The sequence below is a fragment of the Marinithermofilum abyssi genome (assembly GCF_014641195.1).
GTDB lineage: Bacteria > Bacillota > Bacilli > Thermoactinomycetales > DSM-45169 > Marinithermofilum > Marinithermofilum abyssi.
Map to the genome: position 1 here is coordinate 328,972 of NZ_BMHQ01000002.1, position 16,214 is coordinate 345,185.

The window sequence follows — 16,214 nt, forward strand, 5'->3', positions numbered from 1 at the left end:
TCCAATGTATCCTTTGCATCCTTATAGATATCTACCACAGCCTATAAGGGAAGATGGCGCCGGTGGGGTCGATTTAGGTCCGCAGGACGTGATGCGCGACCTTGAGAACCCCGATATGCTGGTCCCGCCGGCCACCGACGCCGGAACGATCCCCAACTTGAAGTTCTCTTTCTCCGACACCCATATGTATTTAAAGCATGGCGGTTGGTCGCGGGAAGTGACAGTTAGAGAGCTGCCGATCGCAACCACGCTTGCGGGGGTGAACATGTATCTGACGCCGGGTGGTGTGCGTGAGTTGCATTGGCATAAACAAGCGGAGTGGGCTTTCATGCTTTGGGGTCGTGCGCGCATCACCGCGGTCGACCAGAACGGGCGGAACTTCATAGCCGATGTCGGCATGGGCGATTTGTGGTACTTTCCCCCCGGAATTCCACACTCGATTCAAGGGCTGGAGGAAGGCTGCGAGTTTCTACTCGTTTTCGACGACGGCAGCTTCTCTGAATTCGACACCTTTACCATCTCCGATTGGTTCGCGCACACACCGAAGGACGTGCTGGCGGCAAATTTCTGCGTACCGGAAAGAGCCTTTGCCCACATCCCGACGAAACAGCGATACATATTCCAAGCAAAGGTGCCCGGACCGCTGGAAAGCCAGGAGATATCGAGTCCTTACGGTACTGTGCCGAAGAGCTTCACACACCGGCTGCTTGCTCAGGACCCGATCGTAACTCCGGGCGGGACTGTGCGCATCGTCGATTGCACCAACTTCCCCGTTTCGACTACCATTGCGGCGGCGCTGGTAGAAGTCAAGCCGGGCGGAATGAGGGAAATGCACTGGCACCCGAATAACGACGAGTGGCAGTATTACCTCTTGGGCACGGCTCGCATGACGGTGTTCGCGGCAAATGGCGTGGCCCGAACTTTCAATTCCCGGGCCGGTGATGTAGGATATGTACCGTTCGCCATGGGGCACTACATCCAGAACACCGGTTACCAAAGCTTGTGGTTTCTGGAGATGTTCAAAAGTGACCGCTTTGCCGACGTGTCGCTGAACCAGTGGATGGCGCTGACTCCCCGGGAGCTGGTAGAGGACCACTTGCATGTAGGACCGGAGCTGATGAACGCGTTGCGGAAGGAGAAATGGCCGGTCGTCAAATGCAAGCAGAGATTTGAGACTCGACACGCCCGAAGGCATGGGATTCTTGGGTAGTTAGCGTCCTCCATTCATTTCTGCTTCGGACAACTCCCAAGTTCAGGGCTGTCTCATTGATGGAAAGATCCAGGTGGGGTGACCGCACCGGCACCAGACGTACCAAATCATGTCCACGAATATGGGGGACCACTACATTTTGGCGATGTTCATGTCCACCATTTCTCTTGCGTTACTGGGCCACCCATTCCGTTGCCGGATGGAGGTCACTACCACATCATTGAACAACGATAAACGGCGAGATCCCCCATACGCATTCCTATACGGGAGAAGCAAGATAACCTCTGATATAACGGTTCTGTCAAACCTACCCAAGTCGTTATCTGAATCCCCCGACCCTGCCCTCATGCGGCTAATTTTCACGGTTTAATTAAAGCGAGATATTATTTATTTTTGTACTTAGGTATCTCTGTCCATGTCAAATGACAACAGAGAAGCATAATAAAAATATAGCTCTGATCCGAAAGGGGGAGAGGTTTATGAGTGGCTACGGTTACGGTTACGGATTCGGTTTGCGCCGACTGCTTCTCTTTCTGTTGGTAATCGCCACCATTTTCGCCCTTGTTGGCGTCTTTCATGGGTACTAATTTCTCGAAAGTGCCCTGTTGAGAAAAGTGAATACCACTGGTGTGAATTCCCCCTTTTTCTCAAAAAAGCCGATCTTTTTACGGCTTTTTTCTTTTTGCCACATTTAAGTCAATGTTAGAAGGATATTTAACTAATCACCAGCCTCATTATATACTCCAACTTCTGCTGCTTACCGCATGACTTGAGAATGTTTTTATTTTAAGGATCCCACCGGAGGCGGTCGGCAACTGATCTAGTGCGTAGGTTAAGTCATAACATATCTCTCCCTTAACACGGTCTAAAAACGGGGAGAGGATTCGATTGAGCCAGCAATGGGTATTTGACTATATCGTTATAGGAACCGGCCCCGCGGGTGCTGTTATGGCGAAAACCCTTACGGATGATAAAAAAACGTCCGTTCTAGCGGGGGAAAATCACGATAAAGACCGGCCAATTAGAGATTCTACATTTGCTTTAGAGCTTGAAGAACGTTTTTTTCCGCAATACTTTTGGCAGGGAGAAGGGGTTCCTCAAAAAGGGCTAGATGAACGGTCTTTTGAGTGGACCACGGGTCGGCTCGCCGGGGGTGGTTCTTCGATCAATGGTGAGCAGTATGTACGACCCACATCGGACGTACTCCGGGAATGGCAAAAACTTTTGGGAGATCTTTGGTCTTCTCGGCGGTAGGTGCAGATCAGAATCGTCGGGGGGTACAGCTTATTGGGATTGGCTCAGGTGGTTTACTAACTATTGCAATCCTCTACCTGTAGCCAAAAAGCCGGGGAAGCATTGAAATACAGAGCAATGACCCCTTGCAAATTGAACTTGCCGATGAAGGTTTCCTTGAGAATCCCGCTGATCTGGAAGCCGTAAAAAACATCTACAGGATATACATTAAGAAAATTGCGTCTAGGTTGGCAGCTATTGATCCTGCATACCAACTTCTATCCCCATCCCTGGAAATCATTGATGACGATACTAAACTAGAAGAATTTATCAAAGAAAATTTTGAACATAACCACCACCAACAAGGCTCTCTTCGGATGGCACCTTTTGAAAAAGAAGGAGTTGTTGATCGTCGCGGGAGAGTTCACGGCGTTAGGGACTTGATTATCGCTGATGCTTCGATCGTTCCTTTTACTGTAGATGGAAATACCTCAGCTACCGCGTATCTAATTGGTTTTACCATTGCACAGCAATTGCTTAAACAGAAACGTAGAAGGGGCTCCTTTATTGATTCTTTAGATAGGTTTGAGGAGTGAAAACTTTTTGGGAAGGTAACGCTATTTAAATAGGTTTGACACCACAAGCAATTAAATTAAAAAAAAAAAGACTACGATGGTGTTACTCCTTTTTTTATGCTTAATATTAGCCGTGCCTCTGACATTAGAAGTTACCTATTTTAATAGAGAAGGTGATTACTGACAACATAAAAAATGCTGTTGGTATGGCGACTACGACCCGCATCCTTATGAAGGAATAGAAAAACCTTTATCTCAAATTATTGAAGACTTTCGATTCATTCTATTGAAAAACTGCGGTCATGACCCTTGGATGCCTCAAATAAACAAGGTCTATTATCGGATAACCACAAACGGTCTCATCATTTCATAATCCTCATGCTCCAGTATATGACAATGCCACACATACAAACCTGTATAAGGACCAAATTTCATGATCATTCGAGTTACCTGTTTAGGATTAGCTCTTATTGTATCCTTCCATCCTCTTTCTTTTGGTTCAGGAGGGATCGACGGGCCAGTGTAATGGATGACTCTCTCCTTTTTAAATCGTTCTACATCGAAAGCTCTCCGGTCAAGTATTTGGAAATCAATTAAGTGAAAATGAATAGGATGTGTATCGTCAGTTAAGTTGATGAGATGCCATATTTCGGTTGACCCCAATTTTGGATCTTCTGTTATGGGGTCACCCCACCTTTTACCATCTAATAACATGAATTCACGACCGTACTGATCGGTTATATCATCTAATGTTAAATATCTTATCTTTGAAGCTGATTGTTCTCTCTGTTTGGGAAGAGGCCCCATATAAGACGGTATAACACTCGTATCAATACTTGAAAGAGGAAGAGTTACTCTAAATTGTATCAATGTACCTACCGTATTTGGATTTGGCGGATCGCCGCTTGGAAAAGGAGCAGGGGCATCATTTGTCATGATAATATTCTTTCCCTCAAGATTGGTAAAATCAATGATGACATCTGCTCTTTCTGCAGGAGCCAACATGATTTCTTCGACTCCTATCGGGTATTCCATCAATCCTCCATCCGTTCCGATTTGATAAATAAGTTGTCCCGAATCAAGCTTGATCTTATAGAAACGGGTGTTAGATGCATTTAGCAGCCTAAATCGATATTTACGTGGTTCCACTTTTAAATAGGGCCATACTTTTCCATTCACCAAGATGGTATCCCCTATAAATTCAGGAACTACCGATGTTTCTAATTCCGGGACTGGTTTTTCTGGCTGCCTCGGGTAATAAAGAGAACCGTCTTCATTAAAAGACTTGTCTTGTATCATAAGAGGGATTTCATATGGACCACATGGCAAATTCAATAAGCGTTCCTGTTGATCTCTTACAAGGTAAAACCCTGCGAGGCCTGCATACACATTGAGTCTTGTGATACCAAGTGCATGGTCGTGGTGAGTGCAGGCTCGCATGTAATTATCATATTGATATACTTTCTTTGTATAATAGGGACCGACTTGTTCAAATCCTTTTGTAAACCAAGCCTCCGGATAGCCATCGCTTTCAGGTTCAACGCTAGCTCCGTGTACATGTACCACCGTTCTTACTTCCGGTACATCCATATGGGCACCATGTACCGTATAGTCTACCGGTAAAAGATGCTTTGCGGGAAGATTGTTGATCCATTTAACGAACACTTTTTCTCCGCTTTCCACCTCAATGGTAGGGCCTGGATAGCTGCCTTCATACCCCAAAACCGTTGTATCATTTAACTTACTATGGAGAGATTGCTTAAATTCCGTCATATTCACTTCATAATAAGTATGAAATTGATCTTTTCGACGAGGTTTTAAAATAGGGAGAATGGGAAGTTCATCGACAAATTTAGAGAGAATCATATTTCCGCTCCTTATAAAATACTAATTCTTAATTAATCTATTGGATCAATCCAAAAATATGTGCAAGTTCTCCCCTTTTGCAGAAGTCGCCGATTAGGTGAGAAGCTGAAGGGTTTTTCTTGTTTTTGTCTTTTCCTGATTATTCCGCTATGGTTCGGTAAGATCGGGATTACCCACTCCCGACGGCGAATTTCCTGGTTTAAGCCTTCCAACCTGTTGGTTGTGCGTAGCCCTCGATAGGGCTTCAAAAGCTAGAAATTAACGTTGTGATAAGAAGAGCTGAAAATCCTTATGTTATGGGGATTTTAGGCTTTTTTGGTGGAGGAGAGGAATCTGAGGTAAGGCGTTTAGAGAAAAAAGGGGATTTGCGATCCCAGATTTCGCGTTGTGTTACTGGGCGGGATATCGGGTAAGTGTGATGTGTCCCGGCTCAAGATTTCGGATACCCATTTGACCGTTAAATCAGGATGTTTGCGCGTGGGACACAAAGGCAGGAAACAGCGGGAGATTGATTTGTTGAACCAGGCCAGAAAGCTAGGGATGTAGTCCAATGTTTCACGACTTATGAAATAGCGGACAAACCCAATCTTCAGCCGCTTTTCATGCGGTTTGGTTGGAAGGGCTTAGTTCAAAAAAGCGGCGACATTATTCTGTCTCCGACCTTTGTATAAAATCATCCTTGCATGGTTCGCAAAGGCCAAGCAGAATTTCATCACGTTCCTCTTCCTCGTGATATCTTTCTTCCGCTCCACAAATTTCACAGATTTTTTTCATGTTCATCCCTCACTTGAAAACCGGAATCAATGACGGCTTGTTCGAAATCGTGTAATGACGCAGCATTTTTGTTAAAGGAAACAACAGCTTCCCCCTTTGACAAGTTGATGTCGACTTGACGAACTCCCCATACGTCACGAAGACTGGCCAACACACGGTCCAGGTCTTTTTGATCCTTCATTCCTTTGATCATGATGGTTTCTTTCTTCATCTCCAATCCTCCTCACTTTTCTTCACGATTGGATTCATCCCTGAAGGATTCGCCCATTCCCCGTAAGATCGCCAACATCGTGGCCATGGACAGACGAATGGCCGGGTCTCTCGCGTATTTGGCCATTTCCCACAGGCTTGGCGTTTTTCCATTGGACATAACCTGTTCGGAAGCTTCCAAACCGCGGGAAAGGCCGTGAAACATCTTTTGCACGCGCACGGGTTCGATTTCTCCCAGCCCCTGAACCAGCGTCACGGCATTTTTCAATAGGTGGTGCATTTTAGGTTGGTTGAGCTGTTGAATGGCAATCAACCCCACATCGTGGCGGTTTTCCAGCAACCCCTTGATTATCGCCAATACTCCCATCTCCTGCAGCTGACGGACAATCTCCAACAGGTCCAGGATGGTCTCTCGATTGTCTGCGATTGCTTTGATCAGATCCTGTATCGCCTGGGCTTGCACTTGCTCGGGTGTAGGTTCAACCCGGTGAATGTCACGAATGGGCTTGGCCATCGGATTCTCCTCCTTTGAACAGTTCCGTGATTGGCACGAAGTCGGGCCGGTTCCACTTCTCCTCGACTTTCACACCGATTTGGGGTTGCCGGTTGCCGAAACGATGGTTGGCTCTGGGCAAAGGGGGTTGGCCTTCCACTTCGACGATCTCTAGTTTTACACTCATTTCCTTATAGTTGGGAGTGTGAGTGATTTTGTCGTGGTAACTGCTGGTAAGTCGGTTGACCGCTTGGTTCTCATCCGTCGTGTTCATTGTGAGATACAGTTCGTTCTTTGCCACATTATCCGTGACCAACGCTCGCACTTCCACTTTCCCATAAGGCGAAGTCAAAGAAACAAGCGAGCCGTCCTTGATTCCGCGTTCCTCGGCCAGCTCGGGGGATATTTCCACCCATGGTTGCGGTACCTTGTGCGTGATCCCTTTGGAACGGTAGGTCAGGTTCCCTTCATGGAAATGTTCAAGCAACCGTCCATTGTTCAAATGGATGTCATACTCGGCTCCCGGTTCATACGGCGGAGTCCAGTCCACGGGATACAACCTCGCTTTTCCGTCCGGGAACCCGAAACGCTCCGTGTACAACAGCGGGGAATCCAGCCCATCCGGGGCAACAGGCCAAAGCTGACTATTCCATCCTTCCAATCGCTCATAGGACACGCCAGCGAATACAGGCGCAAGTTTGGACGCTTCAGCCATAATTTCACTCGGATGTTGGTAATTCCAATTGGCTCCCATTTTATTGGCGACTTCCTGAATGATCACCCAATCCGGCTTGGATTCGCCCAGTGGTTCGAAAACCTGGTAAAAGCGTTGAATTCTCCTTTCAGTATTGGTGAATGTTCCCTCTTTCTCCAAACTGGGCGCAGCGGGCAAGACGACATCCGCGTATCGGGCCGTTCTGGAGAAGAAGACGTCCTGCACAACAAAGAAATCCAACATTTCAAAAGCGGACTCTACATAGTTGGAGTTGGAATCGACAAGCGCCATGTCTTCACCGAAGAGATACATTGCCTTGATCTTCCCTTTGGTGATCGCCTCCACCATCTGATGATTGTTAAATCCCGGTTTTTTGGGGAGGGTGACTCCCCAAGCTTTTTCATAACGCGCCCGCACCTCATCGTGTTCAACGGGTTCGTAACCGGGAAACCAAGCCGGCATGGTTCCAAAATCACTGGCACCCTGAACATTGTTGTGTCCACGCAGGGGAAAAGCACCCGCACCCGGTTTTCCGTAATTACCCGTGATGAGAAGCAGGTTCGATATGGCCGTACTGGTATCTGTTCCTGCAATATGCTGGGTCACCCCCATCGCCCAGCAGATACACATGGTATCGGCTTCATGGATCATCTGGGCCAAACGGATTATTTCTTCTTTTGCGATGCCCGTGATCTCTTCCGCATAGTCCAGTGTGAATTTCTCCAGTGATGGGAGATATTTATCAAAACTATTGACACGTTGTTCGATGAAGGATGGATCATGCCAACCCTGATCGACGATATATTTGGTGACGGCGGACAACAAAACCAAGTCCGTTCCTGGTTTGGGATGCAAAAAGAGGTCTGCCCTTTCAGCCATTTCATTTCTTCGCAAATCGATCACGGCCAATTTTTGTCCGTGAAGTTTGTGGGACCGCTTAATGCGTGTCGCCAAAACGGGGTGAGATTCTGCCGGGTTCGCCCCTATGATAAGGACAAAATCCGATTTCTGCAGATCTTCAATCGTACCGGAGTCTCCCCCGATTCCCACTGTCCGCAACAACCCCGCGGTGGCGGGCGATTGGCAATAGCGCGAGCAGTTGTCCACGTTATTGGTACCAAAAACAGCCCGCGAAAGTTTCTGGAATAAGTAATTCTCTTCATTGGTGCATTTGGATGATGCGATAAAACCGATGGAATCGGCTCCATGCTTTTCCTTGATCTTTTGCAACCCCGATGCGACCAAATCCAGTGCCTCTTCCCATGTACTCTCGACAAACCTGTCTCCTTTTCGGATCAAGGGTTGGGTCAATCTTTCCTCGCTATTGACGAAATCCCAACCGAACTTTCCTTTGACACAGGTGGAAATGCTGTTCACCGGAGCGTCAACCTGCGGCTCCACTTTCAGGATCTCCCGATCCTTGGTCCAGATTTCAAAGCTGCAACCCACTCCGCAGTAAGTGCAGACGGTTTTTGTTTTCTTGATGCGCGAGTGGCGCATAGCCGCTTCGATTTCGGAAATGGCAAAGATTTCCTTGTATCCCGGTTCCACTTCTTTTGTAATGTCGATCATCGGTTCCAATATATCCATCGGAATCCCGGTGAGATAACCGGCTTCACCCAGCATAGACTTTTCCATCAATGCATTGCATGGACAAACGGTAATGCAATGACCGCACGAGACACAGGAGGACTGGTCGATGGGCACATCGTTGTCCCAAATCACGCGCGGTACTTCACGGTTCCAATCGATCGTGAGCGTCTCATTCACTTGGAGATCTTGGCAAGCCTCCACGCACCGGCCGCAGAGAATGCACTGATCCGGTTCATAACGGTAGAATGGATGGGAATTGTCCGGTGGATAGGGCTTGGCTTCAAAATCGTATTTCTGATGCTCGATTTCCAACAGTTCCGCCGTGTTGTGAACTACGCAATTCCCGTTGTTGTTATCGCAAACCGTACAATAAAGCTCATGGTTTTGCAGGATCCGGCTCATGGCCTCATATTGCGCATCCTTCACCCACTTGGACCGGGTATCCACATTCATCTTTTCTGCCACGGGAGTGGTACAAGCCCGCACCAATTGTCCATTCACCCCTACAAAGCAAGTATCGCACGTTTGCATCGAACCCAAAGCGGGATGGTAACAGATGCTTGGAATCACATGTTGTTGGGCGGTGGCCGCATTTAAGATGGTTTCACCGGGCTCGGCTCGAAATTCCCGGCCATTTATGTAAAAGGTGACCTTCTTTTTTCCGTTCTGCTCGCTCATCCACTGTTTGCCCCCTTAAACAAGAAATTTAATAAGATGACGGTATATTGTAATGTCCCCAATTACCCGGGGAAATACCATATGATGTCATCAGACACCGGTAAATACTTCGAAAACATCCCCAAAGCAAAGCCAAAGCCTTCGTACACTGTCCATAGCTTGACTAGAAGATACGCAAAAAAAAAAAAAACATCACCCTAAACTCTCATAAGGGACTTAAGGAGGTAAGAACGAATGTATCACTAAAATGAAGCGGGGGAGAGATAAGTGTATCCTACTTTACCAGTGAACACCCATATTCACGCTTCCTGTGTTGCATTCTCAACCAGATAACCATGTTTCACTTCTTTTAACATCCGTAAATCGTTTCCGCTATCGCCAAATGCAAAAGCATTCTCTGGCTCTACCTTGTATTTATCCAACATAAACCATACGATCTCGTCTTTCCCTGTACCTGTTGGTATAAAATCAACATCAAAGCAGTCTTCCGGATCTCCTGCAAGCGGATTACAACGGTTAATGTTTATTGCAACACCATACAATTCAGCGACTGTTTTGATTGCTGAAAAGTTTTTTTCATCTACCCATTCGTTTTGTTCTTGATAGTAATAGTTACATTTATAACGCGAATCACCCAATTGGGTTTGAGGATGCAGGTGTATTTGATATTCCTTTTGCAACAGGTTCGTTATCTCGCTAATTTTTTCTTTAGAAAATACTCTATTTTTTAAACAAGAATCCCATTCTAGATCCCTTTTCCCAAGGTTATCTTCAGTAAAGTAAGTAATTTCAGTCCCTAAATCACTAGCCATAAAGTGAGGGAAATACCTGAAGTTTCCTGTTTCCATCTTATCTAAAACGGATTCAACACTACTTCCTGTAACCCATCCAATGATAAGTTGACCTTCCTTCGATTTTTGCTCTAAATAATCTTCAAGTTCATGTAAGTAGTTTTGTCGAACTTCATTCATGGAGTGGGGATAGTAGGTTTCATCAAAATCACAAAACACAATGTATTTTGGTTTTTCTACGTTAGGAAATGACTTGAAATTGGATTTTTTTACTTAATAACACTTATTAATCCCTCCACTTCTCTTTCTTGTTCTTCTAATGTTAGACCTGGTGAAATATTTAACTATGTACCATTTCTAAATTCGACTTCAGTCAAATGATACCTTTGGTGAACTTGTAAGAGGGTAATATCCTCACACCAACAAATCCCGCATAGATCCGCGCAAAGGGACCACCCATCCACAACGGGGGCGCTGCTGGGTTGCCGACAGCGTAGGCGTTGCCAAGTCCGGGGACTTCCCGGATTGTTTGCTTTTTTCCCGTCTCGATATCTGCTATAGTGACAATGCATAGGAATCAACCATCTTGGAGGGCTTACCATGGATATCCAACTGAGCGATCTGGCGGCAGCCCGGTTGAAAGCTCTGCTGTTGGACGAACCAGACAGCGATCGATTGGCCGTACGGGTGATTCCTCTCACTTCCGGTTGCAGTACCCCCTCCTTCGCATTGGAGCTGACCGATATCCGGGAAGGGTATATCGTCACGGAAGTCAAAGGAATTTCCTTCGCCTGTCCACCCGGGGAAACCGGTTGGCTGGACGGGATCGTCATCGATCTCAACCGGGAAAATGGAAAATTCTCCATTTACCATCCTGATCCGCCGTTTCTTCCTGATTGTTCCATGCCGGCAGCACCGATGGATAAGGAAGAGCAATCATGAGCGGATGGATCGCCGTCACAGGGGGCGTTCTGGGAGTGCTTTTTCTATCGCTTTGGAAATTAGTCTCACGCTATGATCATGGGGATTATACAAAAAAGAAGCGGCAAGCAGCTATTATTTTGGGAGCTGCATTGAACGGAACCGAACCGAGCCCCGCATTATTGGAACGGTTGGATCACGCCGAGCAGTTGTACCGGGAAGGCTGGGTCACCCGTCTGATCCTGTCAGGAGGCAGTCCCAACCGACAGGACAGTGAAGCATCCGTCATGAAAAAATCCTTGATCCAGCGAGGAATTCCCGAAGAAGCACTTTTACTTGAAGATCAGTCTACCAACACGGCTGAAAATCTTCTCCTGACTCGAAAAGTGATGGAACAACACGACATTACCGATGCCTACCTGGTCACCCATGATTACCACATGTTTCGTGCGCTCGGCTATGCCAAGCGCGCAGGCTTGGATTTGGCACCCGCTCCCTTCCACAGCCGCACCTTGTGGATGCCTTACCACAAAGCTCGGGAATGTCTGGCCCTGATCAAATACGCCCTGTGGCGGAAATGATTCAAACAAAAAAGTCCCTGCGCAGGGACCTTGCAAATGATGGATTCTTTTTTTATTATCCCTGGTATTCACCGTTTTCATCCAATGTTTTTCGGTACATGTATCCTTCCCACAAGTGATGCCAATGGGATACTCTATCTTCTCCCTTGCACCAGCAGAGAAGCACTTCTTCCTCTCCTTTTTTGGCAGGGAAGTCCACCAGTCCCATTTCGATATCTTTCAACTGGGCGCCCGTTTCGTTGATCCGGTCGATGATGCCGCGAGCCTGGATATTTAAGAATTCCAGCTGGGCTTCCACCATAAAGAAGGGGTCTTCATCCAGGGTGCCCCCTCCCCCGATCCGTGTCCGCAGCTTTTGCAATTCTTGATATTTCGCTTCGAACTTCCGTTTCAGCTGTTGTAATTGTTCCACATCCGCATCGATCCGCGGAAGCAAGCGATTGGCTTCTTCGACCGTGAAAAACTTCTTGGTCATGAGATATCCCCCCTGTCTCTCGTCATTTGTATTTTCCAGATTCCCATCAAAGGCCTATTCATCGTCGATCAGCTGGCTAAGGTTGTGCGTAGTCACTTGAGCCACTTGGGAAAGAGACAATCCCTTCACCTCTGCGACTGCTTTTGCCACATGCACCACCATCGCCGGTTCCGACGGCCGTCCGGCAAAAGGCCCCCCATAGGACCAGGGAGCATCCGTTTCCAACAACAAGGATGTCAAAGGCACTTGATGGATTAATTCCCGATCCCGGTCCCGGTAACACCCTTCGGGAGTGACAGAAATATGGAATCCCGCATGAACAATCTCACGAACTACGGCGGCGGGAGCTTTTAACCAATGAAACACGGCACGGCGCACCCCGCCTGCAATACCATTTCCAACACCGGTAGTGTCCGCTCATGGACAGCATGCAGCCAGACCGGCAGGTCCATCATGGCTGCCATTTGCAAAAACGGCATCAGCCGATCTTTCTCACTCCCGGAAGGCGGACGGGAGCGCTCCTCTTCGGCCAGACAGTAGTAAGGAAGTCCTATTTCCCCTACGGCACAAATGTATCCGCGGTGTTTCTCGATCAAACGAAGAACATCCAGCACGTCGTCCGATGTGCTTTCATATTCGGGATGAAGACCGAAGCCGATCCGCAAAAAATCCGGATATCGCTGCTGATAATGGAGTAGCCGGCGACAGGAGTCCGGTCCTGTCGCAGCACTGAGTGCTATGTGAACTCCGGCTGTTTTCGCACGTCGAATCACTTCATCCATCTGCTCCTCGGGGATCTGATCCCAATGCACATGGGAATCCACTAGTGGATACTCTGATCGATCCCCGGTTGAGTCAGCTTTATCGACCAGCATCGTCCCGCCCTTCTTTCTCTTGTTTCAAAGCTTCTACCCGTTGCCGAAGTTCCGGCTCCAACACGATGATGTTCAGATCTTGGTAGCGGACAGGTGCTTCCTCGAAACCTTCCAAACGGATCAAAAGCTCCCGGGCATCTTGTTTCAACCGTCCCAGATGAATACCCGCACAGCGGGCCGGATACGGCTCCAGCTTATTCAGCGCGACACGAAGAAGCTTGCGGGCTCCGTTGATGTTCTCATTCCGAAAATGATATAGCCCCACAGCAATCTGCAGCAACCCCTGCCACAAGGGGTCTCTTCCTTCTTCCAACCACAGCTCTTCCAATACCTCGTGGCATTCATAATAATCCCGCAAGATATTAAAATAATACAAGAACTGTACATAGAGATCCGGATACCCTCGACTCTCTTCCGTCAACCCTGCCACCTTCTCTCCATCCATGGTCATCATCGCTGTTTTCCGCTACAATAAAAATAGTATACGCATCAGGGCACAAAAGGAGCGATTGGATGAGCCTGGACAACCCCAGCAAAGAAAACCTGAAAATGATGATCGGCGAAATGAAAAACCATCTGAAAATCGTCAATGCCTCGATCATCAATCCCGAAGATTTCCGGATCGAAGATTATGAGGAAATCCGGGACCTGTATGAACTGGTGAAAAAGAAACAGGGCCGATTAACGATGATGGAGATCGAGGGTGTGTTGGAAGAGTTGGGAGAGCTTCGCCGGAAGTAAGGCTATGCCGCCGCAGGGCGGCTTTTTTATGTTCACCCTTCAAACTGCCGAGCCAAAGTTTCCGGAATCGGGACACTTTTACGTGCGGTCAGATCGATGGTGCAACTGACCACTTCCGCATCGGCGACCCGTTCCCCCTGTTCATTGGTGATGACATGTTCCAACACATAACTGGTCCGCCCTTTTCGAAGCGGTTTGGTACTGATGGTCAACTTTTCACCCAAACGGGCCTCTTTTCGATAATTGATGGCAATGTGAACGGTCACCGTTCCGATATTCATCTCTGTAAACGTATCAAAAGGCAGATTGGCCTTGTTGTACCAATCCTCCCGGCTCCACTCCATATACTCCAAATACTTTGCGTTATTCACATGCCCCATCACATCAATCTCGGTCGGCCGCACTTCTATTTGAATGGACGTCTCCACCCTGCTTCCTCCTTTCATCCCCTGGACATTTCAGGGTGTTTTTCGTTCGGCCATGCCTAGGTGTTCGACAAACCCCTGTCATATCCTTTCCCGACAGACCAAAATACAACTTAGGTCGGACCTGTTTTGTCCACATTTCTGTAGACCGGATCTAGAAAATTATCTAGAATAGGAATACATTCTATTTTAACAACACAACCGACTCTACAATGCCTGGTCCAGATGGGCCAATGAACACTATGACAAGGCCTCCAAAGTGTCCAACAAGAAATACGAAGATCTCCAGCATATGTCCAATGAAATGTATGAACGGACAAAACATGAAGCCCAACGGTTCTACAAAATGACCGAATACCTGGAAAATGAGCGGAACTTTGAATTTGATCTGCTGTCTTCAGTGAGGGATACCTTCTGGGATCGGGAAAAGGTCATCAACAATTACAACTTCGATACAACGGATCGATTGCAAGACATTGTTTTGAATAAAGCCGACAAGATCCAAGACGATGTGTTGGACAAGGCCGACAAAGAACAGGATAAGCTGTATTAACATCAACCCCCGCGCAACAAACGCGGGGGGGTTGAGTGCTTCAAAATAAATCCCCCCTTCAACAGGAAAGGGGGGATAGTCAGCTGATTTACTTGTTCACCATGTGAATGGCATTGCCCATGACGCCTTCGGCTGCTTCCATAATCGCTTCCGGCAGAGTCGGGTGGGCATGGATCGTCAAGCTGAGATCCTCCGCTACAGCACCCATTTCAATAGCGAAAACTGCTTCGGAAATGAGACTGGAAGCTTCCGGCCCCACGATCTGCACACCGAGGATCTGCTGAGTTTCTTTGTCGGCCACCACTTGGCAGAAGCCGTCAGCAGCATCCAGGGAGAGCGCCCGGCCGTTGGCGGCGAAGGAGAAACGGCTGACCACCGGATTGTAGCCTTGTTCTTTCGCCTCTTTTTCCGTCAGGCCGGTGTAGGCCAATTCCGGATCGGTGAAGATGACGAAGGGCATGGCTTGGTAATCCACTTCGCTGGGCTCGCCGGCGATCACTTCCGCCGCAATTTTGCCTTCATAGCTGGCTTTGTGGGCAAGCATCGGGTTACCGGCGACATCACCGATGGCATAGATGTGCTCCACTTTGGTTCGCATTTGCTTGTCTACCGGGATAAAGCCGCGCTCATCCAGCTCAATGCCGGCTTGGTCCAGACCCAACTCGTCGGTGTTGGGAGTCCGGCCCACAGCCACCAATACTTTATCCGCTTCAAAGGTTTTTTCTTCCCCTTTGATCTCGGCGGTGACTTTAACCGTATCACCGGATTTGTCGGCACTCTTCACCATCGCTTTGGCATTCACGTCTACGCCCAGCTTTTTCAGCTTGCGCTGCACCATCCGGGACATCGAGGGATCCACGCCCGGCAGGATGCTGTCAGCACCTTCGAGCACGGTCACTTTGGTGCCCAATTTGGCATAAGCGGTGCCCAGCTCCAGACCGATGTAACCGCCGCCTACCACAATCAAGCTTTCCGGTACCTCTTTCAAGGAAAGAGCTTCCGTGGAGGAAATGATCTTTTTGCCGTCGAAGGGCATGAACTTCAGTTCCGTCGGACGGGAACCGGTCGCAATAATGCAGTCGTTAAACTTGTAGGTGGTGCTGTTGGACTCCGTAGCCACCTTCACGGTGTCGGGGCCAGTAAAGTACACTTCCCCTTGGATGACCTCGATTTTGTTTCCTTTCATCAAGGAAGCCACACCGCTGGTGAGCTTCTTCACAATTTCGTCCTTCCACTGGATCATTTGGGTGAAGTCGATCTTCACACCGTCCACTTCGATTCCCATGTGGGAGGAGTTTTTCATTTTATAGACTTCATCCGAAGCATGGATGAGGGCTTTGGAAGGGATACAACCGCGGTTCAGACACACCCCGCCCAATTCGCCTTTGTCCACGAGAGTCACTTTTTTCCCCAGCTGGGCTGCGCGAATGGCAGCCACGTACCCGCCGGGGCCGCCACCCACAACGAGTACGTCGACTTCCGTTGCAAAATCTCCTACTACCATG

The 16,214-nt window shown here is 48.1% G+C and carries 17 protein-coding genes and 2 pseudogenes; 7 read left to right on the top strand and 12 right to left on the bottom strand.

Annotation, left to right across the window (positions count from 1 at the left end; all coding sequences use genetic code 11):
* Nucleotides 1-4: 4 nt before the first annotated feature.
* From IEW70_RS03860 to IEW70_RS03870, 3 genes and pseudogenes are all read left to right on the top strand, one after another.
* The gene (locus IEW70_RS03860; RefSeq protein WP_373285908.1) at nucleotides 5-1,210 is read left to right on the top strand and encodes an oxalate decarboxylase family bicupin; all 1,206 of its coding nucleotides are present in this window, start codon (nucleotides 5-7) and stop codon (nucleotides 1,208-1,210) included.
* A 78-nt stretch (nucleotides 1,211-1,288) separates the two neighbouring features.
* Nucleotides 1,289-1,444 carry a YmaF family protein gene (locus IEW70_RS03865; RefSeq protein ID WP_188646591.1) on the top strand — a complete coding sequence of 52 codons (156 nt, stop codon included), beginning with the start codon at nucleotides 1,289-1,291 and terminating at the stop codon, nucleotides 1,442-1,444.
* 654 nt (nucleotides 1,445-2,098) lie between these two features.
* A pseudogene (locus tag IEW70_RS03870) lies at nucleotides 2,099-3,039 on the top strand (GMC family oxidoreductase).
* A gap of 315 nt (nucleotides 3,040-3,354) precedes the next feature.
* Here IEW70_RS03870 and IEW70_RS03875 read toward each other — a convergent pair.
* The 6 genes and pseudogenes from IEW70_RS03875 to IEW70_RS03900 form a co-directional block, all read right to left on the bottom strand.
* Complete coding sequence (locus tag IEW70_RS03875; RefSeq protein WP_188646592.1) at nucleotides 3,355-4,884, bottom strand: multicopper oxidase family protein; 1,530 nt, start codon at nucleotides 4,882-4,884, stop codon at nucleotides 3,355-3,357.
* A gap of 134 nt (nucleotides 4,885-5,018) precedes the next feature.
* A pseudogene (locus IEW70_RS18665) lies at nucleotides 5,019-5,114 on the bottom strand (transposase); the annotation flags it as partial.
* A 527-nt stretch (nucleotides 5,115-5,641) separates the two neighbouring features.
* A complete protein-coding gene (locus IEW70_RS03885; RefSeq protein WP_188646594.1) occupies nucleotides 5,642-5,869 on the bottom strand; it encodes a heavy-metal-associated domain-containing protein in 228 nt (75 codons plus the stop codon).
* A gap of 12 nt (nucleotides 5,870-5,881) precedes the next feature.
* Nucleotides 5,882-6,382, bottom strand: a complete 501-nt coding sequence (locus IEW70_RS03890) for a helical membrane plugin domain-containing protein (RefSeq protein WP_188646595.1) — start codon at nucleotides 6,380-6,382, stop codon at nucleotides 5,882-5,884.
* Entirely contained in the window at nucleotides 6,363-9,347 is a 2,985-nt protein-coding gene (fdhF, locus tag IEW70_RS03895; RefSeq protein ID WP_188646596.1) for a formate dehydrogenase subunit alpha, read from the bottom strand. The genes IEW70_RS03890 and fdhF overlap by 20 nt, the downstream gene beginning before the upstream one ends.
* 299 nt (nucleotides 9,348-9,646) lie before the next feature.
* The gene (locus IEW70_RS03900; protein ID WP_373285904.1) at nucleotides 9,647-10,357 is read right to left on the bottom strand and encodes an HAD-IIB family hydrolase; all 711 of its coding nucleotides are present in this window, start codon (nucleotides 10,355-10,357) and stop codon (nucleotides 9,647-9,649) included.
* A gap of 381 nt (nucleotides 10,358-10,738) precedes the next feature.
* Here IEW70_RS03900 and IEW70_RS03905 point away from each other — a divergent pair, with 381 nt between their 5' ends.
* Together IEW70_RS03905 and IEW70_RS03910 are read left to right on the top strand one after the other, a co-directional pair.
* Nucleotides 10,739-11,080 (top strand): hypothetical protein, encoded by a 342-nt coding sequence (locus IEW70_RS03905; protein ID WP_188646597.1) that lies wholly within the window; start codon nucleotides 10,739-10,741, stop codon nucleotides 11,078-11,080.
* Nucleotides 11,077-11,640 carry a YdcF family protein gene (locus IEW70_RS03910; protein WP_188646598.1) on the top strand — a complete coding sequence of 188 codons (564 nt, stop codon included), beginning with the start codon at nucleotides 11,077-11,079 and terminating at the stop codon, nucleotides 11,638-11,640. The genes IEW70_RS03905 and IEW70_RS03910 overlap by 4 nt, the downstream gene beginning before the upstream one ends.
* 55 nt (nucleotides 11,641-11,695) lie before the next feature.
* Here IEW70_RS03910 and IEW70_RS03915 read toward each other — a convergent pair whose 3' ends face one another.
* From IEW70_RS03915 to IEW70_RS03930, 4 genes are read right to left on the bottom strand one after another with little or no spacing between them, the layout of a single operon-like run.
* On the bottom strand, nucleotides 11,696-12,115 hold the full coding sequence (locus IEW70_RS03915; protein WP_188646599.1) for a DUF2203 domain-containing protein: 420 nt from the start codon (nucleotides 12,113-12,115) through the stop codon (nucleotides 11,696-11,698).
* A 54-nt stretch (nucleotides 12,116-12,169) separates the two neighbouring features.
* The gene (locus IEW70_RS18055; protein ID WP_188646600.1) at nucleotides 12,170-12,481 is read right to left on the bottom strand and encodes a TatD family hydrolase; all 312 of its coding nucleotides are present in this window, start codon (nucleotides 12,479-12,481) and stop codon (nucleotides 12,170-12,172) included.
* A complete protein-coding gene (locus tag IEW70_RS18060) occupies nucleotides 12,466-12,990 on the bottom strand; it encodes a TatD family hydrolase (protein WP_188646601.1) in 525 nt (174 codons plus the stop codon). Before IEW70_RS18060 ends, IEW70_RS18055 begins: the two co-directional genes overlap by 16 nt.
* On the bottom strand, nucleotides 12,977-13,444 hold the full coding sequence (locus tag IEW70_RS03930) for a DUF309 domain-containing protein (protein ID WP_229751807.1): 468 nt from the start codon (nucleotides 13,442-13,444) through the stop codon (nucleotides 12,977-12,979). Before IEW70_RS03930 ends, IEW70_RS18060 begins: the two co-directional genes overlap by 14 nt.
* Nucleotides 13,445-13,503: 59 nt before the next feature.
* On the opposite strand from IEW70_RS03930, the gene IEW70_RS03935 reads away from it, so the two are divergent.
* The gene (locus tag IEW70_RS03935; RefSeq protein ID WP_188646602.1) at nucleotides 13,504-13,731 is read left to right on the top strand and encodes a DUF1128 family protein; all 228 of its coding nucleotides are present in this window, start codon (nucleotides 13,504-13,506) and stop codon (nucleotides 13,729-13,731) included.
* Between the two features lie 32 nt (nucleotides 13,732-13,763).
* Here IEW70_RS03935 and IEW70_RS03940 read toward each other — a convergent pair whose 3' ends face one another.
* Nucleotides 13,764-14,159, bottom strand: a complete 396-nt coding sequence (locus IEW70_RS03940) for an acyl-CoA thioesterase (RefSeq protein WP_188646603.1) — start codon at nucleotides 14,157-14,159, stop codon at nucleotides 13,764-13,766.
* Between the two features lie 256 nt (nucleotides 14,160-14,415).
* Here IEW70_RS03940 and IEW70_RS03945 point away from each other — a divergent pair, with 256 nt between their 5' ends.
* The gene (locus IEW70_RS03945) at nucleotides 14,416-14,709 is read left to right on the top strand and encodes a hypothetical protein (protein WP_188646604.1); all 294 of its coding nucleotides are present in this window, start codon (nucleotides 14,416-14,418) and stop codon (nucleotides 14,707-14,709) included.
* A gap of 88 nt (nucleotides 14,710-14,797) precedes the next feature.
* Here IEW70_RS03945 and lpdA read toward each other — a convergent pair whose 3' ends face one another.
* Nucleotides 14,798-16,213 carry a dihydrolipoyl dehydrogenase gene (gene lpdA / locus IEW70_RS03950; protein WP_188646605.1) on the bottom strand — a complete coding sequence of 472 codons (1,416 nt, stop codon included), beginning with the start codon at nucleotides 16,211-16,213 and terminating at the stop codon, nucleotides 14,798-14,800.
* Nucleotide 16,214: the final 1 nt, after the last annotated feature.